This window comes from Streptomyces millisiae (assembly GCF_031845425.1).
Lineage (GTDB): Bacteria > Actinomycetota > Actinomycetes > Streptomycetales > Streptomycetaceae > Streptomyces > Streptomyces millisiae.
The window spans coordinates 109,014-135,199 of the sequence record NZ_JAVREM010000011.1 but is presented as its reverse complement, the minus strand read 5'-3'; the positions used below and the strand labels follow the sequence as shown (position 1 = coordinate 135,199).

General features: G+C 72.9%; 24 protein-coding genes. 6 read left to right on the top strand and 18 right to left on the bottom strand.

The window, feature by feature from the left end; genetic code table 11:
• Window positions 1-171 precede the first annotated feature (171 nt).
• Window positions 172-1,701 (bottom strand): aldehyde dehydrogenase (NADP(+)), encoded by a 1,530-nt coding sequence (locus RNC47_RS12625; protein WP_394814763.1) that lies wholly within the window; start codon window positions 1,699-1,701, stop codon window positions 172-174.
• Between the two features lie 113 nt (window positions 1,702-1,814).
• Between RNC47_RS12625 and RNC47_RS12620 the strand changes: the two genes are divergently transcribed.
• A complete protein-coding gene (locus tag RNC47_RS12620) occupies window positions 1,815-2,588 on the top strand; it encodes an IclR family transcriptional regulator (RefSeq protein WP_311598313.1) in 774 nt (257 codons plus the stop codon).
• Between the two features lie 46 nt (window positions 2,589-2,634).
• Here RNC47_RS12620 and RNC47_RS12615 read toward each other — a convergent pair whose 3' ends face one another.
• The 3 genes from RNC47_RS12615 to RNC47_RS12605 all read right to left on the bottom strand — a co-directional run bounded on the left by RNC47_RS12615 (window position 2,635) and on the right by RNC47_RS12605 (window position 6,316).
• Window positions 2,635-4,044, bottom strand: coding sequence for an NCS2 family permease (locus tag RNC47_RS12615; protein WP_311598311.1), 1,410 nt, complete (start codon window positions 4,042-4,044; stop codon window positions 2,635-2,637).
• A 131-nt stretch (window positions 4,045-4,175) separates the two neighbouring features.
• Window positions 4,176-5,372, bottom strand: a complete 1,197-nt coding sequence (locus tag RNC47_RS12610) for a hypothetical protein (protein ID WP_311598308.1) — start codon at window positions 5,370-5,372, stop codon at window positions 4,176-4,178.
• The gene (locus tag RNC47_RS12605) at window positions 5,372-6,316 is read right to left on the bottom strand and encodes a 5-dehydro-4-deoxyglucarate dehydratase (protein ID WP_311598306.1); all 945 of its coding nucleotides are present in this window, start codon (window positions 6,314-6,316) and stop codon (window positions 5,372-5,374) included. Before RNC47_RS12605 ends, RNC47_RS12610 begins: the two co-directional genes overlap by 1 nt.
• A 186-nt stretch (window positions 6,317-6,502) precedes the next feature.
• On the opposite strand from RNC47_RS12605, the gene RNC47_RS12600 reads away from it, so the two are divergent.
• Window positions 6,503-7,324: an NAD-dependent epimerase/dehydratase family protein gene (locus tag RNC47_RS12600; RefSeq protein ID WP_311598304.1), complete on the top strand. Its 822-nt coding sequence runs from the start codon at window positions 6,503-6,505 to the stop codon at window positions 7,322-7,324.
• 255 nt (window positions 7,325-7,579) lie between these two features.
• Here RNC47_RS12600 and RNC47_RS12595 read toward each other — a convergent pair whose 3' ends face one another.
• The 11 genes from RNC47_RS12595 to RNC47_RS12545 form a co-directional block, all read right to left on the bottom strand.
• Complete coding sequence (locus tag RNC47_RS12595; RefSeq protein WP_311598302.1) at window positions 7,580-8,692, bottom strand: serine hydrolase domain-containing protein; 1,113 nt, start codon at window positions 8,690-8,692, stop codon at window positions 7,580-7,582.
• 15 nt (window positions 8,693-8,707) lie between these two features.
• On the bottom strand, window positions 8,708-10,030 hold the full coding sequence (locus RNC47_RS12590; RefSeq protein ID WP_311598301.1) for a pectate lyase family protein: 1,323 nt from the start codon (window positions 10,028-10,030) through the stop codon (window positions 8,708-8,710).
• Window positions 10,027-11,355 (bottom strand): ABC transporter substrate-binding protein, encoded by a 1,329-nt coding sequence (locus RNC47_RS12585; protein ID WP_311598299.1) that lies wholly within the window; start codon window positions 11,353-11,355, stop codon window positions 10,027-10,029. Before RNC47_RS12585 ends, RNC47_RS12590 begins: the two co-directional genes overlap by 4 nt.
• Window positions 11,356-11,446: 91 nt before the next feature.
• On the bottom strand, window positions 11,447-12,967 hold the full coding sequence (locus RNC47_RS12580) for a glycoside hydrolase family 43 protein (protein ID WP_311598298.1): 1,521 nt from the start codon (window positions 12,965-12,967) through the stop codon (window positions 11,447-11,449).
• Window positions 12,964-14,142, bottom strand: coding sequence for a Gfo/Idh/MocA family protein (locus tag RNC47_RS12575; protein ID WP_311598297.1), 1,179 nt, complete (start codon window positions 14,140-14,142; stop codon window positions 12,964-12,966). Before RNC47_RS12575 ends, RNC47_RS12580 begins: the two co-directional genes overlap by 4 nt.
• Window positions 14,143-14,215: 73 nt before the next feature.
• Window positions 14,216-15,124 carry a carbohydrate ABC transporter permease gene (locus RNC47_RS12570; protein ID WP_311598295.1) on the bottom strand — a complete coding sequence of 303 codons (909 nt, stop codon included), beginning with the start codon at window positions 15,122-15,124 and terminating at the stop codon, window positions 14,216-14,218.
• Window positions 15,121-16,053 (bottom strand): carbohydrate ABC transporter permease, encoded by a 933-nt coding sequence (locus RNC47_RS12565; RefSeq protein WP_311598293.1) that lies wholly within the window; start codon window positions 16,051-16,053, stop codon window positions 15,121-15,123. The genes RNC47_RS12570 and RNC47_RS12565 overlap by 4 nt, the downstream gene beginning before the upstream one ends.
• Before the next feature lie 44 nt (window positions 16,054-16,097).
• On the bottom strand, window positions 16,098-17,930 hold the full coding sequence (gene araD / locus RNC47_RS12560) for an L-arabinonate dehydratase (RefSeq protein ID WP_311598291.1): 1,833 nt from the start codon (window positions 17,928-17,930) through the stop codon (window positions 16,098-16,100).
• Window positions 17,927-18,835, bottom strand: a complete 909-nt coding sequence (locus tag RNC47_RS12555; protein WP_311598289.1) for a dihydrodipicolinate synthase family protein — start codon at window positions 18,833-18,835, stop codon at window positions 17,927-17,929. The genes araD and RNC47_RS12555 overlap by 4 nt, the downstream gene beginning before the upstream one ends.
• Entirely contained in the window at window positions 18,832-19,542 is a 711-nt protein-coding gene (locus RNC47_RS12550; protein WP_311598287.1) for a GntR family transcriptional regulator, read from the bottom strand. Before RNC47_RS12550 ends, RNC47_RS12555 begins: the two co-directional genes overlap by 4 nt.
• Window positions 19,543-19,727: 185 nt before the next feature.
• Window positions 19,728-20,894, bottom strand: a complete 1,167-nt coding sequence (locus tag RNC47_RS12545; protein WP_311598285.1) for a right-handed parallel beta-helix repeat-containing protein — start codon at window positions 20,892-20,894, stop codon at window positions 19,728-19,730.
• A 510-nt stretch (window positions 20,895-21,404) separates the two neighbouring features.
• On the opposite strand from RNC47_RS12545, the gene RNC47_RS12540 reads away from it, so the two are divergent.
• Window positions 21,405-22,061: a hypothetical protein gene (locus RNC47_RS12540; protein ID WP_311598283.1), complete on the top strand. Its 657-nt coding sequence runs from the start codon at window positions 21,405-21,407 to the stop codon at window positions 22,059-22,061.
• A 9-nt stretch (window positions 22,062-22,070) separates the two neighbouring features.
• Here RNC47_RS12540 and RNC47_RS12535 read toward each other — a convergent pair whose 3' ends face one another.
• Window positions 22,071-22,532 carry an NUDIX domain-containing protein gene (locus RNC47_RS12535; protein WP_311598281.1) on the bottom strand — a complete coding sequence of 154 codons (462 nt, stop codon included), beginning with the start codon at window positions 22,530-22,532 and terminating at the stop codon, window positions 22,071-22,073.
• 38 nt (window positions 22,533-22,570) lie between these two features.
• Window positions 22,571-23,209 carry a TetR/AcrR family transcriptional regulator gene (locus tag RNC47_RS12530; protein ID WP_311598280.1) on the bottom strand — a complete coding sequence of 213 codons (639 nt, stop codon included), beginning with the start codon at window positions 23,207-23,209 and terminating at the stop codon, window positions 22,571-22,573.
• Between the two features lie 129 nt (window positions 23,210-23,338).
• Between RNC47_RS12530 and RNC47_RS12525 the strand changes: the two genes are divergently transcribed.
• From RNC47_RS12525 to RNC47_RS12515, 3 genes are read left to right on the top strand one after another with little or no spacing between them, the layout of a single operon-like run.
• A complete protein-coding gene (locus RNC47_RS12525) occupies window positions 23,339-24,073 on the top strand; it encodes an SDR family oxidoreductase (protein WP_311598279.1) in 735 nt (244 codons plus the stop codon).
• Between the two features lie 38 nt (window positions 24,074-24,111).
• Window positions 24,112-24,801 (top strand): isochorismatase family cysteine hydrolase, encoded by a 690-nt coding sequence (locus tag RNC47_RS12520; RefSeq protein ID WP_311598277.1) that lies wholly within the window; start codon window positions 24,112-24,114, stop codon window positions 24,799-24,801.
• A gap of 22 nt (window positions 24,802-24,823) precedes the next feature.
• Window positions 24,824-25,684: a class I SAM-dependent methyltransferase gene (locus RNC47_RS12515; protein ID WP_311598275.1), complete on the top strand. Its 861-nt coding sequence runs from the start codon at window positions 24,824-24,826 to the stop codon at window positions 25,682-25,684.
• Here RNC47_RS12515 and RNC47_RS12510 read toward each other — a convergent pair.
• Window positions 25,668-26,144 (bottom strand): rhodanese-like domain-containing protein, encoded by a 477-nt coding sequence (locus RNC47_RS12510; protein WP_311598273.1) that lies wholly within the window; start codon window positions 26,142-26,144, stop codon window positions 25,668-25,670. The two genes, RNC47_RS12515 and RNC47_RS12510, sit on opposite strands and share 17 nt — an antisense overlap.
• Window positions 26,145-26,186 lie beyond the last annotated feature (42 nt).

Below are 26,186 nucleotides of genomic sequence, written 5' to 3'. Positions count from 1 at the left end.
GCGTCTGAATCGTCTTGTGATCGGTGACGTGAGGCTAGGGGCGGTCGGTGGCGTCGAAAAGCCCTGAAGGTGAACGCGAGACCACCGTCATACATACGGCCTATTCACCGGAATGGTGAACTCCGCTGTTTGTATGACGGTGGTCGAGCCGCTGGGCCGAAGCCCCCGCTCTCAGTGCTCGCGGCGCCCGTCGACCCGGCGCGGCAGGCCCAGCGGGTTGTCGTCGCGCAGCTCGGGCGGCAGCAGGGCGGGCGGGGCGCTCTGGTAGGTGACCGGGCGCAGCCAGCGCTCGATGGCGGTGGCGCCGACCGAGGTGGAGGTGGAGGTGGTGGCCGGGTAGGGGCCGCCGTGGTGCTGGGCGGCGGTGACGGCCACGCCGGTGGGCCAGCCGTTGACCAGGATCCGGCCGGCGATCGGGGTGAGTTCGGCGAGCAGCCGGCCGCCCTGACCGCCCTCGCCCGCGCCCTCCGCCTCACCGAGGTGGAGGGTGGCGGTGAGGTTGCCCGGCAGGCGGGAGAGCACGGCGGTGACCTGGTCGGCGTCGGCGTAGCGGACGATGACCGTGACCGGGCCGAAGCACTCCTCCAGCAGCAGGTCGTGGGCGCCCTCGGCGGCGAGCCGGTCGGCGTCCACGGTGAGGAAGCCGGCGGCCACGGTGTTGGCCTCGCCGGGGCCCGCGGCGACCGGGGTCTCGACGCCGTCGAGCGCGGCGCGCTCGCGGACGCCGGCCAGGAACGCCTCGCGCATGCGGCCGTCGAGCAGCACCCCGGGGGCGGCCTCGCCGACCTTCTTGGTGAGGGCGGCCAGCAGCTCGTCGCCGGCGCCGCCGGCGGGCGCGAAGACGAGGCCCGGCTTGGTGCAGAACTGGCCGACGCCCATGGTCATCGAGCCGGCGAGGCCGCCGCCGATCTCGCCGGCGCGCTCGACCGCCGCGGCCTCGGTGACCACCACCGGGTTGAGGCTGCCGAGCTCGCCGTAGAACGGGATGGGCGTGGGGCGGGCGGCGGCGGCGTCGAACAGCGCCCGGCCGCCGCGGATGGATCCGGTGAAGCCGGCGGCGCTGACCAGCGGGTGCTTGATCAGCTCGACGCCGGCCTCGAAGCCGTGCAGGACGGTGATCACGTCTTCCGGCAGGCCGACCTGGGCGGCCGCGCGGCGCAGCGCGGCGCCGGCGAGCTCCGAGGTGGCGGGGTGGTCGGGGTGCGCCTTGACGACCACGGGGCAGCCGGCGGCCAGCGCGCTCGCGGTGTCGCCGCCGGGGACGGAGAAGGCGAGCGGGAAGTTGGAGGCGGAGTAGACGGCGGCGACGCCCAGCGGGATCTTGTACCGGCGCAGGTCGGGGCGGGGCGGGGTGAGGGAGCCGTCGGCGTGGTCGATGATGACGTCCAGGTAGCCGCCGTCCGCGACCTCGTCCGCGAAGGCGCGCAACTGGCCGGTGGTGCGGCCGAGTTCGCCGGTGAGGCGGGTGGTCCCCAGGGCGGTCTCGGCGTCGGCGGCGGCGATGATCGCCTCGCCGTCGGCCTCCAGTTGGTCGGCCGCGGCGCGCAGCAGCGCGATGCGGGTGTCGCGGTCGGCGAGCGCGGCCCTGGTGGCGTGGGCGGCCCGGACGGCGGCGTCGACCTCCGCCGCGGTCGCCTCGGTCGCCACCTGCTCACGCTGCTTTCCGGTTCGCGGGTCCACGCTCCACACTGGTACTGCCACCGGAATCGCTCCTCCTGCCGGGCGCATGCTAATGTTCGAGATTCTGAACATCGTCCCTGTATGTGAATATCTTTGGGGACTCTATAGCGGCGCGAACAAGGGGGTCAAGGTCGGTGTCAGTGAGCGAGACGGCGGGGGCGCCCCAGGTCAAGTCGGCCGTGCGCACGGTGGAGCTGCTCGAGTTCTTCGCCGGGCGCCCCGGCATGCACTCCCTGGCGGACGTGCAGGCGGCGGTCGGGTACCCCAAGTCCAGCCTGTACATGCTGCTGCGCACCCTGGTCGACCTCGGCTGGGTCGAGACGGACGCCACCGGCACCCGCTACGGGATCGGGGTGCGCGCGCTGCTCGTGGGCACCTCGTACATCGACGGTGACGAGGTGGTGGCGGCGGCCCGGCCGACGCTCGACCGGCTCTCCGACGACACCACCGAGACCATCCACCTGGCCAGGCTGGACGGCACCAGCGTCGTCTACCTGGCCACCCGCGCCTCCGAGCACTACCTGCGCCCCTTCACCCGGGTCGGCCGCCGACTGCCGGCGCACTCCACCTCGCTCGGCAAGGCGCTGCTCGCCACCCACACCGACGAACAGGTGCGCAAGCTGCTGCCCGAGACGCTGGAGCGGCTGACCGAGCACACCATCACCGACCGGGAGCGGCTGATCGAGGAGCTGGGCGAGGTGCGGGAGCGCGGCTACGCGGTGGACCGCGAGGAGAACACGCTGGGTCTGAGCTGCTTCGGCGTCGCCATCCCCTACCGGACCCCGGCCCGGGACGCGGTCAGCTGCTCGGTGCCGGTGGCCAGGCTCACCCCGGCGCACGAGCAGCTGGTCAAGGAGGCGCTGTTCGACGCGCGCGACCGGCTGGCGATGGCGACCCGGCACCTCTGAGCCGCGTGGCGGTCAGTGGTGCCGGGGCCGTCGCCGGCCGCCGGGGTCAGCTGACGCCGAGGGCCTGCCTGATCGGGTCGATCGCGAAGTAGACGGCGAACAGCGCCGCGGTGATCCACACCAGCCAGTTGACCTCGCGGGTGCGGCCGGTGACCACCTTCATCACGACGTAGGCGACGAAGCCGGCGCCGATGCCGTTGGTGATGGAGTAGGTGAACGGCATCACGACGATGGTGACGAAGGCCGGGATGGCCAGCGTGTGGTCGGTCCAGTTGATCGCGCCGACCTGGAGCATCATCAGGAAGCCGACCGCCACCAGCGCGGGGGCCGCGGCCTGCGAGGGGACGACGGCGGCCAGCGGCGAGAAGAACAGCGCCAGCGCGAACAGGCCGCCGGTCACCAGGTTGGCGAAGCCGGTACGGGCGCCCTCCCCGACGCCCGCGGCCGACTCGATGTACGAGGTGTTGGAGGAGGCGGACGCGGCGCCGCCGGCCGCGGCGGCCAGGCCGTCCACGAACAGCATCCGGCCGAGCCGCGGCACCCGGCCGCGCTCGTCGAGCAGCCCGGCCTCGCCGCTGACCGCGACGGCGGTGCCCATGGTGTCGAAGAAGTCGGTCAGGAAGAGCGTGAAGACCAGCAGCACGACGGTGATGAGGCTGATCTCGCCGAACGCGCCGAAGAGGCTGAACTGGCCGAGCAGGCCGAAGTCGGGGCTGGCGACGATGTCGTCGGGGAGGCTGGGCACGGACAGGCCCCAGGCGGCCTCGTCGATGTCGGCGACGGCGTTGATCACCATGGCCAGCACGGTGGTGGCCAGGATGCTGATCAGGATGGCGCCCTTGGTCCTGCGGGCCAGCAGCGCGAGGGTCAGCAGCACGCCGAAGCAGAAGACGAGGGCGGGCCAACCTGCGAGCTCGCCGCCGGCGCCGAGCGAGAGCGGCGGGGCCCCCTCGTGGCCGGTGACGAAGCCGGCGTCGACGAAGCCGATGAGCGCGATGAACAGGCCGATGCCGACGCCGATGGCCTGCTTGAGCGCCATGGGGATGGCGTTCATCACGGACTCGCGGAAGCCGGTGGCGGACAGCAGGCACAGGATGACGCCCTCGAGCACCACCAGACCCATGGCCTCCGGCCAGGTCATCCGGGGCGCGATCTGGAAGGCGACCATGGCGTTGATGCCGAGGCCGGCGGCGAGCGCGAGCGGGAGGTTGGCGGTGACGCCCATCAGCACGGTCATCACGGCGGCGACCAGCGCGGTGACCGTGACCAGCTGCGGGAAGGAGAGCTGGTCGCCGTTGATGTCGGTCGCCCCGCCCAGGATGATCGGGTTCAGCACCAGGATGTAGGCCATGGTGAAGAACGTGGCGAAGCCGCCGCGTATCTCCCGGCCGATGGTGGAGCCCCGCTCGGTTATCTGGAAGTAGGAGTCCAGGCGGGAGAGCGGCGGTGACGGCATCGTTGAATCCTTGACGACTGACGGGTGGGGACTGAGGGATTGTGCCCGCTCAGTGAGGTTCGTGGGTTTTCCACGTGTAACACGATGCCGCACCGTTACCGAATCGCCGCCCAGCGGTCCTCCGGCGGTCGTCAGAGCTTCGCCAGCGCCTCCCGCACCGCGTCGAGGTCGTCCGTCGTGGCCAGGCCCGCGTGGTAAAGCCGCAGCTCGGTGGCGCCGAGCGCGGCCGCGTGCGCGGCGTCGGCGGCCAGCTCGTGCGGTCGGCCCCCCATGCCGGCGACGACCTGGAAGTTCGCGGCCAGCGTAGCGCCGGGACCAAGGTGCGGGACGAAGGGCCCGAGCGTCGCCGACCTGGCCGCGTCGTCGCCGGTGGCCGGCACGACGACGCCGTCGGCGTGCGCCAGCACGTCGGCCGGGTCGACGCCGACGTTGGCCCCCAGCCGGAACCAGTCGGGCTCGGCGTGCAGCAGCACCCGGAAGCCGGCGGGCGCGGCGGCCCGGACGGCGGCCACCATCTCGCGCTGGAAGGCGCGCGCCACGGCGGTCCGCCAGCCGGCGGCCGCGGCGGCCAACTCCTCGCCGACCAGCTCGACGACGGCCGCCCACTCGGCGTCGCGGACCGGCGGCGCGGGGCGGTCCCGGCCGCTCCAGAACGGGGCCAGGGCGCGCACCACGGCCTCCCGCAGCTCCATCGGGTCGGCGCCGTGCTCGGCGTAGCCGTCGCGGCAGACCCCGCAGAAGCAGAGCGACATCAGCTGGCCGCCGACCGGGCCGAGCGAGGCGCCGCCGATCTTGTCGTGGGCGTGCAGGTGGTCGAGCCCGTACCAGCCGCAGGACTCCAGCTCGACGCCGGCCGCGCCGGGGCGCACGGCGGCCTCGGCGGCCAGGGTGGCGGCGTACTCGCGGACCTCGGGGCGGGCGATGCACAGCGCCCACGGGTACCGGTCGCCGGTCGCGCTGACCACGGTCGACTGGGGGTGCTCGCCGCCGACCTGGCTGTTGTGGGCCAGGATCACCCAGCTGTGCGGCTCGACGCCGGCGGCCGCGAGCCGCTCCGCCGCCTCGCCGAAGGGGTCGTCGCCCAGCACCCAGCTCTGGCGGTGCGGCCGCAGCCGGCGGCCCGCCCAGCGTGCCTCGTCCGGCGGGTAGTAGACGGCGGAGTGCCGGGCGGTCACGATCCGGTGGAGCCGGTGGCGCGGGGTCAGGGCGCGGGTGGAGTGGTAGGCGGAGGCGAGGGTGGCCTGGGCCACCCCGAGTTCGGCGACGCGGTCGGCGGCCGCCGGGTCGGCCACGACGTCCCAGGGGTAGAGGAAGGCTCCGGCGCGCATCAGGGGGTCACCTCGGGGTCGATCAGCTTCAGTCCGGTGTCGATCAGGGCGGCCAGCTCGGCGACGTGCGCCGGTTCCGGCTCGGCGAGCGGGGCGCGCACCTCGCCGACGTCCAGGCCGCGCAGCCGGACGCCGGCCTTCACGAGGGAGACGGCGTAGCCGCTGCCCCGGTCGCGCAGCTCGACCAGGGGGCGGTAGAAGCCGTCGAGCAGGCGGCGGACGGTGGCGTGGTCGTCCCGGCCGAGCGCGGCGTGGAAGGCCAGGGCGATCTCCGGGACGAAGCAGAAGACGGCCGACGAGTAGAGGGTGACGCCCAGGCCCCGGTAGGCGGGGCCGGTGAGTTCGGCGGTCGGCAGGCCGTTGAAGTAGCGGAACTCCGGGCGGTCCGGGTGGGCGGTGCGGACCGCGGAGATGACGCGCTGGAGCAGGTCGAGGTCGCCGACGCCGTCCTTCAGGCCGATGATCCGCGGGTCGCCGGCGAGCCGGGCCACGGTCTCCGGGGTGAGAATGGCGTTGTCCCGCTGGTAGACGATGAGTTGGAGGCCGGTGGCGTCGGCCAGCGCGGTGTAGTGCCGCAGCAGGCCGCGTTGACCCGCCTTGACCAGGTAGGGCGGCAGGACCAGCAGCCCGTCGGCGCCGGCGGCCTCGGCGCGGCGCGCGAAGTCGGCGGCGACGGCGGTGCCGTAGCCGACGCCGGCGATCACCGGGACCGCGCCGGCGGCGACTTCGACGGCGGTGGCGACGCAGCGCTGGTACTCGTCGGGGGTCAGCGCGTGGAACTCACCCGTGCCGCAGGCGGCGAACACGGCGCCCGGGCCGGCGTCGAGGCCGGCGCGCAGATGGGCGCGGTAGGCGTCGAGGTTGAGCGCGCCGGCGGCGTCGAAGGGGGTCACGGGGAAGAAGAGCAGCCCTTCGAGGCGGGCAGCAAGCCCGGCATCCGTCATGCGATTCTCCCTGCGAGTCTCTCTGCGAGGCTGCCCGCCGGTGCACGTTTGTGACGGGTGTCCACATAGCTGAACGAACACGCTAGATGAGCCGCAATGAGCAGGTCAAGATGTCGTTGACGAGGGGGGAGCCACCCCCTAGGTTGTCCCCATATATGAACGATAACAATCGGAACGGAGCTGACGATGGTCGCGGCCGAGCACGCTGAACGCACCGTTCTCCTCACCGGCGCCGCGGGGGGCGTCGGCACGCTGATGCGTGAGCTGCTGCCGCGGTTCGGTTACCGGCTGCGGAGCCTCGACCTGGTGCCGGTGCCCGGCGCCCCGGACGCGATCGTCGCCGACCTCGGCGATCGGGACGCCCTGCGGGAGGCGGTGCGCGGCGTCGACGCCGTCCTCCATCTCGCGGGCATCTCCCTGGAGTCCTCCTTCGACAAGATCCTCCGGGCCAACATCGAGGGCACGTACAACGTTTACGAGGCGGCCCGCGAAGCGGGCGTGCGGCGCGTGGTGTTCGCCTCCAGCAACCACGCCGTCGGCTTCACTCCCTGGCCGGCGCCCGGCGAGCCGCCGGTGCCGGTCGACACGCCCCGCAGGCCCGACACCTTCTACGGCCTCTCCAAGTGCTTCGGCGAGGACCTGGCCCAGCTCTACTGGGACAAGCACGGCATCGAGACCGTCTCGGTCCGCATCGGCTCCTGCTTCCCCGAGCCCACCTCGGTCCGGATGCTGTCGGTCTGGCTCAGTCCCGCCGACGGCGCGCGGCTCTTCGACGCGGCGCTGAGCTCCCCCGGCGTCGGGCACACCGTGGTCTACGGCTCCTCGGCCAACACGCGCTCGGTCTGGGACCTCTCCACGGCCAGGGCCATCGGCTACGAACCACAGGACGACTCCGAGCAGTTCGCCGAGAAGCTGGTCGCCGAGCACGGCGAGCTCGACCTCACCCGCCCCGAACAGGCCCGCCTCGGCGGCCACTTCGTCACCGAACCGCCCATCTGGCCCCACTGACACGGTGGCGCCGCGCGTGCGCCGCGCGGCGAAGCGGTGGCGCTGCGCGGCAAAGCCGTGGCGCTGCGCCGTGGCGCGGGCCGCCGCGTAGCGGCCCAGCCGCCGTCGCTCCCTGGTGCCGCGTCCGCCGGCCAGCGGTCGGGCCAACACCGCGCCTCGAAGGGGCGTCAGCCGTGGCGCGGGCGGCGTAGGCCGGCACCGCGTGGTGTCCGCCCTGGCCGCGCCGACGGCGCGGCCAGGGCGGACACGGCTTGATCAGCGAAGCGACCCCGCACAGGCGCGGATCGTCTTCGCCAGCCGGGTCGCGTCCGGGCCCGCGCCGCCGGGGGTGGGGACGCGGCGGCGGGTGTAGCCGAAGGCGAGGCCGGCCGCGGGGTCGGCGAAGGCCATCGAGCCGCCGGCGCCGTCGTGGCCGAAGGCGCGGGCGCCGAGGTAGGGCACGGCGACCATGAAGCCGAGCCCGTACGCGCGCTCCATGTCGAGCACCAGGTCACGGCCGACCGAGTACGGCTGCGCGCACTCGGCCGCCGTGTCCGGCGTCAGCAGGTCGAGCGCGGCCGCGTAGAGCGCCGCCAGGCCGCGGGCCGAGCCGAAGCCGCCGACCGACGCGGGGCCGCCGGCCCTGACCGCCGGGTGGTTGGGCAGCGCCGGCAGGTCGACCTGCGTGGGGTGCTGGAGGTTGTAGGCGATGCCCGAGACGCTGTCCGGCTCCACGGGCTCGGCCGGCTCCGCCGCCGGCAGCGGCGGCAACACGTCCACCACCCGGCCCGCTTCGCCCTCCGGCACGCCGAGGTGGAAGTCGACGCCGTACGGCTCGACGAAGCGGCTCCGGTGGAAGTCCTTCAGCCCGACGGACGCGACCCGCCGGACCAGTTCGCCGGCCAGCGCGCCGATGGTCAGCGAGTGGTAGCCGAAGGCCGCCCCGGGCCGCCAGTACGGCCGCTGCGGGGCCAGCCGTTCGGCTATCGCCGCGTCGTCGGCGACCTCGGCCGGCGAGAAGCCGCCGTCGACGCCGACCAGGCCGGCCCGGTGGCCGAGGAGCTCGCGCACCGTCACGCCCGCCTTGCCCGCGGCGGCGAACTCCGGCCAGTAGGCCCGGACCTCACGGTCCAGGTCGAGCAGGCCCTCCTGGACGAGGAGCGCGACCGCGAGGAAGGCGATGCCCTTGGTGGAGGAGAAGACGCCCAGCAGCGAGTCCCCCGCCAGGTCGGGACCGCCGCACAGGTCGACCACCTGCCGGCCGTCGACCCGCGCGGCCAGCTGGGCGGCGAGCCCGGGCTCGCCGGCCAGCAGCGCCGCGAACTCCTCGCGCACCGGCTCGTATCCCGGGGCGACCGTGCCCCGCACCGCGGTCTCGATCGTCGTCATCTCGCTTCTCCTCACCTACCTGGTCGGCAGCCGGCCGGCGCCCGCCCACACGCCCACGAGCGCCGGGACCACCACGGGATGGTCGACCCGGGAGCGCAGCGTCGGGGTCCAGCCGGCGCCCGCGCCTATCGGGGCGTCCGGGTTGGCGGCGTTGTACGCCGCCAACAGGTCGACGGGACGGCCGTCGACCCGGTTGCCGTGTTCGGTCATCGAGGTGCCGGGGTTCCAGCGACGGATGACCTCGGCCGGGGTGATCCCCTCGGGCAGCGTCACGGCGTTGTACTCGGCGACCAGCGCCGACTCCAGGCCGACGCCCCAGTAGTAGCTGTACGCGGCGCCCGGGTCCTGCACGAAGTGGTTGTTGTAGACGTCGACCTGCCCGAACCTGACGCGCGGGGTGCGGGAGTTGACGTTGTGGAACAGGTTGTGGTGCAGCGTCACCCGCAGCCGGCCCCGGTCGTCGGCGCCCGCCCCGTCGCCGTTGCCGATCAGCAGCGTCTTGTCGTGCTCGGTGAACACGTTCCAGCTCGCCGTCACCAGGTCGGAGCCGCGCACCACGTCCAACTGCCCGTCGTGCTGCTGGAAGGGGCGGCCGAAGTAGCTGGGCTGGTCGGCGTCCGGGCGGCGGCCGTCGGTGAAGGTGTTGTGGTCCACCCAGACCCGGCGCGAGCCGTACAGCACCAGGCTGTCGTACTCCGAGTTCCACGCGCCCAGTTCACCGTCGGTCGGGTCCCACTGCGGGAAGCAGTCGAAGGTGTCCTCGAAGGTGAGGTTGCGGACGATGACGTTCTCCCGGCGCCGGACGTCCAGGGTGGCGCCCAGCAGCCGGGCGTCGCGCCCCTCGCCGACGATGGTGGTGTCCGAGGGGACCGAGAGCACGACGCGGGCCCGCTGGCGGGCCTCGGAGGCGGCGCGCGCCTCCTCGAGCGGCCCCGAGGGGTCGGCGTCGCCCCAGGTGTCGGGGTCGTAGGCGGCCAGGTAGGCGTCCAGGCGGTACCCGTCCGTGGCGTAGTCCGCGCAACTGAGCGGAGCGCCCGTGGGGTCGGTGTTGGCGTCGATGGTGCCGCGGACCCGGATGATCCGCGGCGCCCCAGGGTCGGCGGCGAGGGCCGCGGCCAGCTCCTCCCTGGTGGTGACGGTGTAGTCGTGCGCGGCGTCGGCGGCCGAGCCCCCGGTCACCGGTCCCTCGGCCGAGCCCCAGCCGTCGCCGTCCCGCAGCACGGCGCGGGCCGGGTCCCAGGAGGCGGCCGCCGGTTCCGCGACGGCGGCGGCGGGCGGCAGCAGGCCGAGGCCGAACGCGGCGCAGCCCAGCACGGCGAGGCGTCTCAGCGACTTCATCCCCGGTACTCCCGCCACTCGGCCTGGGCCTCGTTGAGCCGCTGGGCGAGGTCGTCGGCGAACTCCTGGGCGGTGATCTCGCCCAGCAGCAGCCGCTGGAAGTTGGGCTCGGTGTCGGCCTTGGTGATGTTGTTCCAGTCCGGCAGGTGGTAGGGCAGTTGCACGATGGTGGTGTCCTCGTCGCTCAGCGCCTCGACGGCGGCCGCGGTGGGTGGGGCCTCGGCGAGCCACGGGTCGGCCAGCGCCTCGGTGTTGGCGGGGATCTGGCCGGCCGACTCGTTCCAGAGGCTGTTCATCTCGTGCGAGGCGGCGAACTCGATGAACCGCCAGGCCGCCTCCTTGTTCTCGCTCGACCGGAAGAGGGCGAGGCCGTCGACCGGGTTGGAGACGAAGGTGTGCGCGCCGTCCGCCGTGTCCGCCGGCATCGGCACGCCGGCCACCCGGTCCGCGCCGAAGGCGGCCACGTGGTCGGGGTAGGAGCCGAGGTTGTGCTGGAGCATGCCGACCGTGCCGCCGGTGAAGGTGGCGACCATGTTGGTGAAGTCGTTGCTCAGGTCGGCCTCCGGCGTGACCGTGTCGTAGAGGCCGACGTAGCGCTCCAACGCCTCGACGTTCGCCGGGTCGTTGACGGTGGTCTCCTCGCCGTCCCAGAAGGAGTCGATGCCGGACTGGGCGTACATCATGTCGAGGGCCTGGGCGACGGAGCCCTCGCCGCCGCGGATGGTGAAGCCGAACTCGCCCGAGTCCCGGTCGGTCAGCTCCTCGGCGGCGGTGAAGAAGTCGTCCCAGGTGGTGGGGGGTTGGAGGCCGGCGGCCTCGAACAGGTCGGTGCGGTACCACAGGACGCCCTGGTTGGCCGAGGTGGGCACCGAGTACATCTCCTCGCCCTCGCCGGTGGTGGCGCGCACGCTCTCCACCATCGCCGGCATCAGGGTCTCCGTGAGGCCGCTCTCGGCGATCCGGTCGCCGAGCGGCTCCAGGGCCTCCTGGGCGACGAGGTTGGAGAGGTAGGAGGTGGAGACGCCGCCGACGTCCGGCAGCCCCTCGCCGCCCTGGATCGCCGCGTCGTACTTGGACTGCACCTCGCCGATCGGCACGCCCACGTACTCGACCCGGATGTCGGGGTTGGCCTCCTCGAAGGCGTCGATGATCTCGTTCCACACGTCGGTGCGGACGCCGCCGTTGTTGTCCCAGAAGACGATCTCGCCGGTGCCGTCGCCCTCGGCGCCGGCCGACTGTCCTGAGTCACCGCAGGCGCTGGCCGTCACGGCCAGCACGAGCGCGGTGAGAGCCGCGGCCGCGCCGCGGGTCGGGGGTGTGCTCATCGTGCGGCTCCCTGGGTCGGAGAAGGTGGTCGCTGTGCTGTGCCCCTCTGGTGTGCGCCGTTCCGTGGTCTCGCTCGGTGTGTCCGGTGGTTCAGGTCACCCGGAACCGGGTGAAGGTGGCCGTTCCGGCGTCGTCGGCGCCGGCCGGCGCGGCGGCGAACAGGCCGAGTTGGGCGCCCGTCCACCCCCAGCCCACGGCGGCGAAGTCGAAGCCGGACGGGACCGGCGGGTCCGCGTCGCCGGCGGCGGCCGCGAACCGACAGCGGCCGTCGGCCAGGACGTCCACCCGCAACAGGGCGCGCCCCGTGGGCGCGGGTCCGGGCGGCGCGGCGTCCCGCTCGCGCTCCGCGACCTGCTCGGCGAAGCGGTGGACGAGCCGGACCGCGCCGTCACCGGCGCGCTCCAGACCGATCCAGGAGAACGCGTCGCCGAGCACGGTGAGCCCCGCCCTGGCGCCCGGGGCCTCGGCGTCCAGCGCCAGTTCGACGGTGACCCGGCGCGGGCCGACCGGCAGCCGCTGCGCCAGGACGTGCGGCAGCAGCCGCAGGTCGTGCGCGTCGGCGGTGGGCAGGCAGCCGAGCCGCAGCCCGGCACCCCGGTGCGAACGCGCCCAGCCCGGCTGGGGGTTGGCCAGCCAGGACCACTGCGGGCCGAAGCCGCCGTCGGGGAAGTCGTCGTCGGTGGCGGGCCGTTGGGTGGGGAGGCCGCCGACCGGCAGCGGACCGCCGGGCACCGGTTCGCCGCCCGAGCCCACCGCCGGCCAGCCGTCCGCGTCCCAGCGCATCGGCTGCAGGTGCACCACCCGGCCGAAGGCGCCCCGGTGTTGGAAGTGCAGGAACCAGTCGGAGCCGGCGGCGGTGGTCACCCAGGCGCCCTGGTGGGGCCCGTTGACCTCGGACTCGCCCTGGGCCAGCACGATCCGTTCCTCGTAGGGGCCGAAGACCGAGCGGGAGCGGAAGGCGCCCTGCCAGCCGGTCTCCACCGAGCCGGCGGGGGCGAAGATCCAGTACCAGCCGTCGCGGCGGTAGAACTTGGGGCCCTCCAGGGTGAACCAGCCGGGCAGCGCGTCACCGTCCACGACCACCCGGCCCTCGTCGAGCACCCGCTCGCCGTCCGGGCTCAGCCGGTGGCAGGTCAGCCGGTTCTTGACGCCGGAGCGGGACCTGGCCCAGCCGTGCACCAGGTAGGCCGCGCCGTCGTCGTCCCACAGCGGGCAGGGGTCGATCAGCCCCTTGCCCTCCTTCACCAGGCGCGGCTCGGTCCAGGGGCCGTGGATCGCGGGCGCGTTGACCTGCTGGATGCCGAGGTCGGGGTCGCCCCAGAAGATCCAGAAGCGGCCGGCGTGGTGCCGGATCGCGGGCGCCCAGACGCCGCCGTCAGGGCGCGGCACGGCGAACCTGTCGGCCGGCTCGAGACGGCGCAGCGCGTGGCCGACGAGCCGCCAGTTGACCAGGTCGCGGGAGTGCAGGAGCGGCAGCCCCGGGACCCGGCCGAAGCTGGAGGCGGTCAGGTAGAAGTCGTCGCCGACGCGGATGACGTCGGGGTCCGACCAGTCGGCCGCGAGCACCGGGTTGCGGTAGGTGCCGCCGCTCTCGCCGTGCGGGTCCTTCACACGCTCCCCCAGCCCTTGCCCGCCCACGGCGCGCCGAGTTCGGCGAAGCCGGCCAGTTCGGCGGCGCCGCGCGCGGTGAGTTCGTCGACGCCGGGGATGACGCGGCGTGGGCCGCGCTCGCCCGGCTCGCTGCGCCAGGCGTCGGCGGGCAGTTCGACCGGTTCCGGCGCGGTGCGCACCGCCTCCACCAGGCGGGTGAAGGCGCCGGTGCGCTCCAGCGGCACCAACAGCGGCTCGTCGTCCCGCAGATGGGCGACGAGGTTCTCCAACAGGTCGGTGCGGCCGTGCCGGACGGTCTCCGGCTCGTGCCCCTCGCGCTCGATCAGCACCTCGTCGGCCTTGTACCAGAAGGTGATCCGGCCGCGCTCGCCGTGCACCACGACATAGGGCTCGCCCGGGCGCTCGGCGCACAGGGTCACGGAGGTCACGATCAGTCCGCCCGCGGTGGTACGGATCCGGGCGCAGGAGGTGTCGTCGGCGGCGATGTCGTTGATCCGGTACAGCTCCAGGTCGACCCCGGCGATGTCCTCGGCCCGGTCGGAGCCCTCGATGCGCAGCGCGGTCGCGGTGGCGTGGGCGAGGGGGTTGGTGAGCACGCCGTCGACGACCTCCCGGCCGTCCAGGGTGCGGTGCCCGCCCCAGGGCGCGCGGCGCCAGTACGCCTCGTCGCGCACCCAGGCGCCGGCGGCGCCGATCCCGCGCACGGCGCCGATGGCGCCGTCCGCGACCAGGCCGCGGATGGCCTCGACGGCGTGCGAGCCGAGGGACTGGAAGCCGATCTGGCAGGCGGTGCCCGCCTTGGCGACGCCGGCCGCCAACTGCTCGAAGGCCGCCATGGACGGCGTGGGCGGCTTCTCGAGCAGCAGGTGGACGCCGTGCCCGGCGGCCAGCAGGCCGAGTTCGGCATGGGTGTGGATCGGCGTGCAGACCACCGCGATCCGGGCGCCGGTGCGGGCCAGGAGCTCCCCCAGGTCGGCTGACTGCTCGGGCGCGGCCGCATCGTCGCCGAGCACGGCCAGCTCCTCGGGGGTGAGCGGCTTCAGTTCGCAGATCCCGGCGAGCCGGACCACTCCGGCCGCCGAGAGGCGGGCGATGTTGCGCAGATGCCAGTTGCCGTGCCCGCGGGCTCCGGCCAGCACGACGGGCAGCGGCTCGGTCATCTTGGTACGGGTCATTTCTCTCGTGGTCATCTTCCGTGCGGGTGCGGTGGTTCCGTCACCGGTGGTCTCTCTCGTCCCCGACCTCGCGTCATCCCTTCACCGCCCCGGCGCTGAAGCCGGTGATCAGCCAACGTTGGATGAAGGCGAAGACGATGACGACGGGCACCGCCGCCACCACGCCTCCGGCGGCGAGGGCACCGAGGTCCACGCTGTCGGAGCCGATCAGGGTGTTGAGGCCGACCGGGATGGTCTGGCGGTCTTGCGAGTTGAGGAACATGAGGGCGAACAGGAAGTGGTTCCAGCTGTGCACGAAGGCGAAGGAGCCGACCGCCACCAGGCCGGGCCGCAGCAGCGGCAGCACGATGGCACGGAAGCCCCGCAGCCGGGAGCAGCCGTCCACCCAGGCGGCCTCCTCCAGGGAGGGCGGCACGTTCCTGATGAAGCCGCTGATCAGGATCATGGACAGCGGGAGCTGGAAGACGGTCTCGGCGAGGATCACGCTCCACAGCGAGTTGAGCAGCGACAGCTCGCGGAACACCTCGAAGAGCGGCACCAGCATCAGCGCGCCGGGGATGAACTGCGAGCACAGCAGCGCCAGCATGAACGGCATCCGCAGCCGGAACCTGAAGCGGGCCAGCGCGTAGCCGCCGGAGAGCGCCACCAGCATCGTCATCAGCATGGTCGCGACGCCGACCCGCACGCTGTTGACGAAGTAGGTGTCGAAGCTGCGCTCGGTCCACACCTTCTCGAAGTGCTCGGTGGTGACGGGCCAGGGCACCAGCGAGTCGGAACCCGGCTCGCGCAGCGCGAACAGCAGCATCCAGTAGAACGGGATCAGGGTGAAGAGCAGGTAGAGGCCGAGCGGCAGGAGGACCTGCCAGCGCGGCGGCTGGTCGTGCGGGCGGCGGCGCCGGGGGCGCGGCCGGTCGGCGGGCGGCCCCGGCGGCGGCCCCTCGGTCGCGGGCGGCGTGTCGCGGCCGACACTGACGGTGGTCACCTGTCGTCACCTCCGAACTTGCTCAGGCGCAGGTAGAGGATCGAGCAGAACAGCAGGATCACGAACGCGACCGTGGTCAACGCGGCGGCGTAGCCGAACTCGTTGCCGTCGATGCCGGTCTGGGCGACGTACAGCGGCAGGGTGGTGGTCCCGCCGGCCGGGCCGCCGTTGGTGAGGGTGTACAGCAGGTCGACGTTGTTGAACTCCCAGACCGCGCGCAGCAGCGTGGACAGCACGATGGCGTCGCGCAGGTGCGGCAGGGTGATGTGCCAGAAGCGGCGCAGCCGGCTGGCGCCGTCGACGCCGGCGGCCTCGTACAGGTCCTTGGAGACGGACTGCAGGTCGGCGAGGATCAGGATCGCGAAGAACGGGACACCGCGCCAGAGTTCGGCGACCACCGCGCCCCAGAAGGCCGTGTCGGGGTTGGAGATCACGGAGGTGCCGTACTCGCCGACGCCGGCGTCGGCGAGGTAGCGGCTGAGCCCCGTGGAGGGGTTGTAGATCAGCAGCCAGATGGTGCTGGTGAGCACGCCGGAGACGGCCCAGGGTGAGAAGACCAGGGCGCGGGCCAGGCCGCGCCCGACGAAGGTCTGGTTGATCAGCAGGGCCAGCACGAGGCCGAGGACGAGCTGGAGGCTCACCTCGACGAGCACCCAGCGGGCGCTGAACGCCAGGGTGTCCCAGAAGAACGGGTCGCCGGTGAAGATCTCCCGGAAGTTGTCGAGGCCGGCGAACCCGTTCCGCCAGGGCTTGGTGGCGTTGTGGTCCCGCAGGCTGTAGTACAGGACGCTGAGCATCGGGTAGGCGATGAAGCCCAGCATCAGCAGCCCGGCGGGGGCGATCAGCAGGTAGGGCAGAGAGCGAGACGTGCTTCCGGTCCGGCGGCGGCGCCTGGGCCAGCTCGGCCGTTCTTGGTGCGCGATTGCCATCGTTACCTCCGAAGCCTTCAAGCTTTCGTGGCCTTCCCGGCCTCTCAGCCGGCGTAGGGCTCGGGCACCTCCCCGGGTCGGGACAGGAACGCGAAGTCGCAGCCGGTGTCGGCCTGGGTGATGTGCTCCTGGTAGAGCGCCCCGTAGCCGCGCCCGTAGCGCTCGGGCGGCGGCGTCCAGGCGGCGCGGCGGCGGGCCAGCTCCTCGTCGTCCACCTCGAGGCGCAGCACCCTGGCCTCGACGTCGAGCGTGATCAGGTCGCCGTTCTGCACGAGGGCCAGCGGGCCGCCGACGTGCGACTCGGGCGCGATGTGCAGCACGCAGGCGCCGTAACTGGTGCCGCTCATCCGGGCGTCGGAGAGCCGCACCATGTCGGTGACGCCCTCCTTCAGCAGGTAGTCGGGGATCGGCAGCATGCCGTACTCCGGCATGCCGGGGCCGCCCAGCGGGCCCGAGCCGCGCAGCACCAGCACATGGTCCTTGGTGATGTTCAGCTCGGGGTCGTTGATGGTCCGCTGCATCGTGCGGTAGTCGTCGAAGACGACGGCGGGACCGGTGTGCCGGTGCAGGTGCGGCTCGGCCGAGATGTGCTTGATCACGGCGCCGTCCGGGGCCAGGTTGCCGCGCAGCACGGCCAGGCCGCCCTGCTCGGCCGCCGGGTTGTCCAACGGGCGGATCACCTCGTCGTCGTGGACCAGCGCGCCCGCCAACTGCTCGCGCATCGTGGCGTGCGTGATCGTGGGCCGGTCCAGGTGCAGCAGCCCGGCCTCGCCGAGCCTGGCCAGCAGCCCCGGCAGGCCGCCCGCGTAGTAGAAGTCCTCCATCAGGAACCGGCCGCCGGGCCGGACGTCGGCGAGCACCGGCACCTTGCGCGCGATGCGGTCGAAGTCGTCCAGGTCGATGTCCACCTGGGAGCGGCCGGCCATCGCGATCAGGTGGATGACGGCGTTGGTGGAGCCGCCGAGCGACAGCACGGTCGTGATGGCGTCCTCGTAGGCATCCCGGGTCAGGTAGCGGGAGAGGGTGACGCCCTCGTTGACCAGTCCCACGATCCGCAGCCCGGCGGCGGCGGCCATCCGCTCGTGGCCCGAGTCCACGGCCGGGATGGCGGCCGCGCCCGGGATGGTCAGGCCGAGCGCCTCGACGGCCGAGGTCATGGTGGAGGCCGTGCCCATGGTCATGCAGGTGCCGGGCGAGCGGGCGAGGCCGTTCTCCAGCTCGCCCATCTCGCGGTCGCCGATGCGGCCGGCGCGCTTCTCGTCCCAGTACTTCCACATGTCGGTGCCGGAGCCGAGCGTCTCGTTGCGCCAGTGGCCGCGCAGCATCGGCCCGGCCGGCACGAACACGGCCGGCAGGTCGGCGCTGGCCGCGCCCATCATCAGCGCGGGCGTCGTCTTGTCGCAGCCGCCCATCAGCACGACGCCGTCGACCGGGTAGGAGCGCAGCAGCTCCTCGGTCTCCATGGCCAGCAGGTTGCGGTAGAGCATCGGCGTCGGCTTCTGGAACGTCTCCGACAGCGTCGCCACCGGGAACTCCAGCGGAAAGCCGCCGGCCTGCCACACCCCGCGCTTCACGGCCTGCGCGCGCTCGCGCAGGTGCTGGTGGCAGGGGTTGATGTCCGACCAGGTGTTGAGGATCGCGATCACCGGCTTGCCGAGGTGCTCCTCCGGCAGGTACCCGAGCTGCCGGGTCCTGGCCCGGTGGCTGAACGTCCGCAGGCCCTCGGTGCCGTACCACTGGTGGCTGCGGAGCGTCTCGGCCTGGCGGCCGGAGCGCTCCGAAGGAGCGCCGGCCTCGCCGGCCGGGCCGGCCGGGCTCGCCCCGGCGGCACCTACGGCGTCCGGCGCTGCTGAGCCCTCGCGGGAAGCGATCGTCACGCGACCTCCCACCCCTCGACTATCGCTGCCACCGCCGCCCGCGAGGGCTCCGGCAGGACCGCGCTCGGCGGGCGGATGTCGCGCCGGCACAGGCCGAGCGCCGCCAGGGCCTCCTTGACCACCGTCACGTTGTTGGCCGCCTGCCGGTCCGCCCGCAGCTCCTCGAAGTGGCGGATGCGGTCCCACACCTTCATCGCCGCCGGGTAGTCGCCGGCGCGCAGCGCGCGCAGCATCTCCAGGGAGATCGCGGGCGCGACCCCGACCAGGCCCGAGGTGAAGCCGGTCGCTCCGCACGCGAAGTACGCCGGCGCGTACAGCTCGGCGAGGCCGGCCACCCACACGAAGCGGTCAAGGCCGGCCTCCCGCGCGACGGTCGCGAACCGCACCGGGTCCGGCACCGCGTACTTCACGCCGATCACGTTGGGGCACGCCTCGCCGAGCCGCGCCAGCGAGGCGCCCTCGATCGCCGGGTTGCGGATGTACGGCACCACGCCGAGCTCGGGCACCGCCTCGGCGATGATCCGGTGGTAGTCCACCCAGCCGTCCTGCGAGACGTACGGGTGCACCGGCTGGTGCACCATCACCATCGACGCCCCGGACTCGGCCGCGTGCCGGGCCGCGGCGGCGGCCGTCACCGCGTCGTGGCCGACGCCGACGACGACCTGCGCCTCGGAGCCGGCCTCGGCGACCGTCAGCTCCGTCTGGACGCGCCGCTCCTCCAGCGTCAGGGAGTAGAACTCGCTGGTGTTGCCGTTGGCGGTCAGGGTGCGGACCCCGCCGTCCACGAGCCGGCGCACCAGCGTCCGGTAGACGTCCCCGTCGAAAGCCCCTTCGGCGTCGAAGGGACTGACGGTGATGGCCACCACATCGGCGAGTGCGGCCCGCTGCGCCGCGAAGTCGTTCATCGCGCCTCTTCCTGTCGGTCGTGCTCAGGTTCTCGCTGTCGGCCGTCGTCCGCCGCCGCCTCCGCCGGGAAGGCGCGACGGACGAAGGCCAGGATGTGTTCGCGCAGCAGCTCGGCCGCGCCCGGCGCGTCGCCCTCCTCGGCGCGGGCGAGGATCGCCCGGTGCTCGTCGGCCTCCCGGTCCCAGGTGGGCCGGGTCTGCCAGGCGAAGGAGGAGACGAGCGCCGCCTGGTCGCGCAGGTCGTCCAGCATCCTGACCAGCAGCGGGTTTCCGCAGGGCAGGTAGAGCGCCCGGTGGAAGTCCCGGTTGGCCAGGGAACGCTCCGCGGTGTCGGCCGCGGCGTCCGCGCGGTCGAGCGCGGCGTGCGCCGCCGCCAGGTCCCCGCCGGAGGCCACGGTGCGACTCAGCGCCTCGGGCTCGAGCAGCAGCCTGACGTCGTAGACGGAGCGGGCCATGGCGGCGTCCACGGTCCGCACCCAAGCGCCCCGGTACTCGCTCATCACCACGAGCCCGCGCCCGGCGAGCGTCTTCAGCGCCTCCCTGACCGGCGTCTTGGAGACCCCGAACCGCGCGGCGAGTTCGTTCTCGACCAGCGGGGAACCGGGTTCCAGGACGCCGGTCAGGATCGCCCGGGTCAGGTGCTCGAGGACGAACTGGGTGCGGGACGGTATCGGCACCGGCGCGGCGCCGGACAGCGGAGCGTTCACGCGACTGGTTTCTCGAATCTCGTATCTCGTATATGACGTCTCATGTATGGCATACGGCGTATGACGTGTGCCGCGGACGAACGTAGGTCCGGTCCGCGGCCACGTCAACGGTTCTGACAGAAATCGCTTGCCGTCCCGGCGGCGACGCTCCGCCGCGCCGCCGGGACGGGGCCCGGGCTACCCGCTCAACTGCAGGTGCTGCGGCTGCTGTTGTTCAGCGTGAGGTTGCGGTAGGTGATCCGGACGCCGCAGGGGTTCTCAGTGAGCGAGTTGTTGGTGAGCGTGAGGTTCTGCAGCGTGATGTCGCTGGTGTTCGGGAACTCCGAGCGGGCCGCGATCCGCACCCCTCCCCCGCCGCTGATCGTGCCGCCCTGGGCGGCGATGTTCACGCCGTAGCAGTTCTCGATCAGGATGGCGTTGTTCCCGGTGTTGGAGATGGTCACCCGGTCGATGACCGCGCCGCCGCTCTCCGAGACGCAGAAGATGCCACGGCCGCCGCCCCGGGCGATCACCTCGCCGACCCGGATGTTCACCGGGTAGCTGCTGCCGATCCGGCCGTTGCGGTTGGCCATCCGGAAGGCCGCGTAGCCGGTGCCGGTCCCCGCGTTCTCGGCGTCGACCCGGGTGATGTTGGCGTTGATCGTGTCGTTCAGCAGCAACCCCGACTCGCCGACGTTGCGGGCCGTGACCGTGCCGATGGTGATGCCGTCGACGCCGTAGGTCTCCACCGCGTGGCTGCCGGCCCCGGAGACGAAGACGTTGTCGATCCGCACGTTGCGGGTGCGGACGTTGCGGTTGGCGTGGTTGTCGATCCGGATGCCGAGGCCGCCGGAGAGCTGCATGTTGATCTGACCCAGGGTGATGTTGGTGCCGTTGCGCACGAAGATGCCGAAGTAGGGCGCGCCGGTGATGGAGACGTTCTGGACCTCGACGTCGGTGGTGTTCTGGGTGCGGATCGGCGCCTGGTTGGCGGCCATGCTGCCGGTGTAGTTGATCGTCCCGCAGACGTCCAGCACGGTGTAACTGGGCAGGTCCAGCGACTGGTTGGCCGGCACCGAGCCGGAACCGCGCACCACCACGCGCTGCTTGGAGGTGCGGCCGGGCGTCAGGCTGTTCACGGCGGCCCGCATCGCGGAGAGCATGTCGGTGCCGGAGTACCCCGGCGCGGTCCAGGTGTTCCCGTTCCGCACCGCCTCGGCCTGGTACGAGCCGTCGCCACACGCCGCGACGCCGATGTCGTCGGCGGCGGCCGGACCGCTCATCGTGGCGCCGGCGGTGACGAGGGCGACGACGGCCGAGAGGAGAAGGGTGACCTTGCGCTTCCTGATGGGGGTTGCGGCTCTGCGTCCCATCGTTCACTCCTGAGGTGGGGGATGGAGGAACCGCGCGCCACCTCGTCGAACCTGAATCGATTCACGACCGGCCTGTCCTCGACCGGGGAGCGAGAGGGACCCAGGGGATCGAGCGGCGCCACGGATGGCTGGCGAGACCGGCGCGCGATAACGGCACACCGGCCGGGAAAGCGCTTGCTGAACGGCGAGTATGGCAACGGGCCAACGGCCCGTCAATAACCGGTAAAGGAGGATCGCTCGCGCTGGCCTCAGCGGACTACAGCGCCTCGCCCCGACCGCGGCGGTTCGCCTCCCGAACCGCCACGCCCGGCCCTGACATCCCAGGCGTGCTCCGGCGCCATAATCGCCATTGCCACATAGCCTCTTGCGGTGTCGCCAATGGCAGGGAGGCTGACCATGAACGAGCCGCTGCGGCGCGCGATCTCGGAGTCCGGGCGAACGGCACATCAACTGGCCTTGGATTGCGGGGTAGAGGACCGCACGGTGGACAGGTGGTTGTACGAGGGTCGCGTGCCGCGCCCTCGGACCCGCGTGACCGTCGCCGAGGTGCTGGGAGTTGAGGAGCACGTGTTGTGGCCCGCCGCCGCCAGGGCGGTTGTGAAGACGGGGGCGGACCGCGAGGTCGTCGCGGTGTACCCGTACCGGTCGGCCTGCCCCTCCTCGGTGTGGCGAAGCCTGATCACGGACGCCGGCGAGCAGTTGACCTTCGCCGGGTACACCAACTACTTCCTCTGGCTCGATCACCCCAACCTCGCCGCCGTGCTGCGGAAGAAGGCCCGCTCGGGAGCGACCGTGCGCTTCCTCCTCGGCGATCCGGACTCCGAGGTGACGCGGCGGCGCGAGACCGTCGAGGCCACCGCGCTGACGGTGTCCACCCGGATCCGGATCACCCTGGAGCACCTGGCCCGGATCGACGGAACCGAGCGGATCGAGGCGCGCTTCAGCGACGCGGAATCGCACGTCGCACTGTCCGTCTTCCGGTTCGACGACCAGATGCTGGTCACCCCGCACCTGGCGAAGCTCGTCGGCCACGACTCGCCCATGCTGCACCTGCGGCGCCTCCAGGATGACGGGATGTTCGACCGCTTCGCCGCGCACGCCGAGGAGTTGTGGCGCGACGGGCGGCCGGTCGGACCCTCGGCGGAGAGTGCGGGGGCCCTGCCCTGACCGGCGGCCTCACCGTCGCAGCAGCTCGGCGAGCGGCTCCCGGACATCGGCCGGATAGAGGTTCAGCGATGCGAACTCGTCCGCTCCCGCCCACCTGAGCTCGAAACTGTTGTTCGGGCCGTGCTCCTCGGCCTCGGGCCCGGACAGGACGGGGACGCCCGAAACATCCGTCATCAGGAAGTACGACGCCGGCCGGCCGTTGTGCTCGCCCGTCCACAGCAGCCGATCGATCCGGGCCACGAGCGTCGTCTCCTCGGAGAGTTCGCGCACCGCCGCCGTCTCGGCGCTCTCCCCCTCCTCGACGTGCCCGCCGGGCAGGACCGCGTAGCGATGCCCCGGGCACACCGCTCCCGCCCACCCCGTGCCCACGCACATCGCGCAGGAGCGGGCCGCCTCGCGCCTGAGGAAGCGCTTGATGACCAACGCCCGCCGACCATCGACGACCACCGCGACCGCTCTGGGAATCAGCACGCGGTCATGGTGCCCCGCCCGGACACGGCGCAGTCGGCTCAGCCGTTTGCGGCGCTCCCGCCGACCGGAGCCGGCGGCGGCCCGTCAGTGTTCGGGGGGCGCGGCGGCACGGGCCTCAGCCCGTCCAGGGTGAGGTCGAGGAGACGTTCGGCCTGGTCCCGCTGGTCCGGCCCGGCCGAGGTGAGGGCGATGCCGGTGAGCGCGGCGAACACGTCGGTCGGGCTGATGTCGGACCGGATCACACCGGCCGCGGCGCCGGCCTCCATGAGGGAGGTGAGGGCGGTCTGTATCAACTGGTGGCTCTGGGCGTACGGGTTGGTCCCCGAGGCGACGACGGCCTGCAGGGCGTCGGCCATCCCGAACTTGGCCGTGGCGTAGTCCATGAAGCGCCGTGTCCAGGCGCGGAGCGCCTCGCGCGGCGGCAGGGCCGCCAGCAGGCCGGGGACCGCGTCGCACAACTGGGCCAGTTCGTTGCGGTAGGCGGCTTCGATGAGGGCCTCGCGCGTCGGGAAGTTGCGGTAGAGCGTGCCGCTCCCGACGCCCGCTTCCCTGGCGATGCGTTCGAAGTGGGCGTCCAGCCCTTCCTCGGTGAAGACGCGCACCGCGGCGGCCAGGATCTTGTCCCGGTTGCGCTGCGCGTCAGCCCGCAGTGGGCGTCCTGGGTCCCGAGCAGTCACGGGCTCTCCTCTCGCTACCGCTTGCCAAGTGGAGGCGTCTCCACTTACGTTACACGCCTAAGTGGCGATGCCTCCACTTTCACTCCGGGGCACCCGCGGGGCTGCCCTCGTTCGGAAGGACCATTCACCATGTCGGGAACGGCTGGCAAAGTCGTGGCCATCACGGGCGCGAGCAGCGGCATCGGCGAGGCGACCGCACTCCTGCTCGCCGGGCGCGGCGCGAGCGTCGTCCTGGGAGCACGTCGTCCGGACCGCCTCGCCGCCGTGGCCGCCCGCGTCGAGGAGACCGGTGGCGAGGTCGCCTGGGTCCGCACGGACGTGAGGCGGCGCGAGGACCTGGCCGGCCTCGTCCGCGTGGCGCGCGAACGCTTCGGAAAGCTCGACGTCCTCGTCAGCAACGCGGGCGTCGGCCTGATCTCCCCGCTCGACGAACTCCGCGTCGAGGACTGGGAGGAGATGATCGACGTCAACCTGAAGGGCGTGCTGTACGGGATCGCCGCCGCGCTGCCCGTCTTCCGCGAGCAGCGGTCGGGGCACTTCGTCAACACGCTGTCTGTGGCGGGACTGACCGTCAGTCCGTTGATGTCGGTGTACGCGGCCACGAAGAACGCCGTCCGAGCCGTATCGGAGGGGCTGCGGCAGGAGGCCGGGGGCAGTTTGCGGGTGACCGTCGTGTCACCTGGCTACGTCCGCACGAACTTCGCGGACCCCTTGCTCCCCGAGGTCAAGGCCCGGATCGTCGCGAGGATGGACGAGATCGGACTCGCTCCGGAAGCGGTGGCCCGTGCCATCGCGTTCGCCGTCGAGCAGCCGGACGGGGTGGACGTGGGGGACATCGTCGTCCGCCCCACCGCCCAGGCCTGAGCCGACCCACCGCCACACCGGAAGAGGAGAAGCCCACGATGTCCGCCACCGCGATCCTCGTCATCGACATGCAGAACGGCTTCGTCCACCCCGACGGATCCGTGCCCCGCGCCGGACTTGGCGTCCCCGGCGTCGACGCAGTCGTCGACGCCATGGTCGGGCTCGTCGAAGCGGCCCGTGCCACCGGACTGCCGGTCGTCTACACGCGGCACGTCTATCGCGAGAACGCCCCGGAGATGTCCCCCCGCATACGCGCGGCCTTCGCCCCGGTGCTCGCCGTGGACCCGCGGATGCTCGCCCGCGGCAGCTGGGACGCCGAGGTGGTGGCCGAGCTCAGGCCCGAACCCGGCGACGTGGTCGTCGACAAGAGCCGCTACGACGCGTTCCTCCACACCGATCTGGAGCCCATGCTCCGGGCGCTGGGGGTCGACCGGCTCGTGGTCGGCGGAGTGCTGACGAACTACTGCGTCGAGTCGACGGTGCGGTCGGGCGTCGAGCGTGGCTTCGACATCGCCGTCGCCGCGGACTGCACGGCCGCCGCCGCGCGGTTCCACGGGCCCTCACTCGCCAGCATGGAGGCCATGTTCGCCACGGTCGGCCCGTGGCGTGAGCTGTTGCCCACGCCCTGGCCGTCCGCGTCCTCGGGCGCCTCTCGGGCCGCCGGTCGGAAATCGGGCGGCGCCGTCCCGGGCCCGCGTGGGACCATCGGCCGCCGGGCAGGTGGATGATCTTGGGGAGGACGGTGGCGGCATGGGGGCCGGCTGGGAGTGGGACGAGACGTTGTTCGCGGGCACAGCGCCGTACTACCGGCGCGGGCGGCTGCCGTACGCCCCCGGCCTCGCCGGCGCGCTCGCCGGCGCCCTGCGGTTGGACGGGCGGGGGCGGCTCCTCGATGTGGGGTGCGGTCCCGGCACGGTAGCCCTGGGCCTGGCGCACCTCTTCGCCGAGATCGTCGGCGTCGACCCGGACGGTGGGATGCTCGCCGAGGCCGAGCGCGAGGCCACCGAGGTCGGCGTGGCCGACAGGTCGCGGTGGGTGCGGGCCCGGGCCGAGGAGTTGCCCGCCGGGCTCGGCACCTTCACCGTCGCGGTCTTCGCCCAGTCCTTCCACTGGATGGACCGCGACCTGGTGGCGGCCACGGTCCGGGAGCTGCTCGGGCCCGGCGGGGCGCTGGTGCACGTCTCGGACCTCAAGTCGGAGACCCGCTCCAGCGAAGGGCTCCCGCACCCGGCCGTGCCTCAGGCGGCCGTCGACGAGTTGGTCAGGCGCTACCTGGGGCCGGTCAGACGGGCCGGGCGCGGGGTGTTGACGCACGGCACGCCCGGCGGGGAGGCCGAGGTCTTCCGTCGGGCGGGGTTCCACGGCCCCGATCGCCATGTCGTGCCCGGCGGTCAGGCGCTGGAACGCACGGTCGACGACGTCGTCGCCGGGGTGTTCTCGATGTCCTTCTCGGCCCCGCACCTGTTCGGTACGGGTCGGGACGACTTCGAGGCCGAGCTGCGCCGGCTCCTGAGCGCGGCCTCGCCCTCGGGGCGGTTCTCCGAACGGCAGCCGAGCACCGAGGTGTTCGTCTGGTGGCGGGACGCCGACGGCCTCAGCAGGCGCAGCTGACCGAGCCGACCGGCACCGTCAGCGGGTCGGGCTCGCGCTGCTCGATGGCGCCGGTCGCGGTCTCGACCGGGAAGCCCTCGCGGATCCAGTACTCGATGCCGCCGATCAACTCCTTGACGCGGTAGCCGAGCAGGGCGAGGGCGAGCGCGGCGCGGGTGGCGCCGTCGCAGCCGGGGCCCCAGCAGTAGGTGATGACCGGGACGGCCGGGTCGAGCAGGCTCCCGGCCCGGGCGGGGATGTCGGCGGTGGGCAGGTGGACCGCGCCCGGCACGTGGCCCTGCCGCCAGCCCTCCTCGCCGCGCGAGTCGACCAGGACGAAGCCGGGGTCGCCGGAGACGAGCGAGGCCCGGACGTCCGAGACGTCGGCCTGGAAGGTGAGGCGGGCGGTGAAGAACGCGGCGGCCTCGGCGGGGGCGGCGGGCGGCGTGCGCAGGGCGGGACTGGTGGTGCTGTTCGTCATGGGAAGGACGCTACGGCGCTCGACCGCGCCAGGGAACGGGTG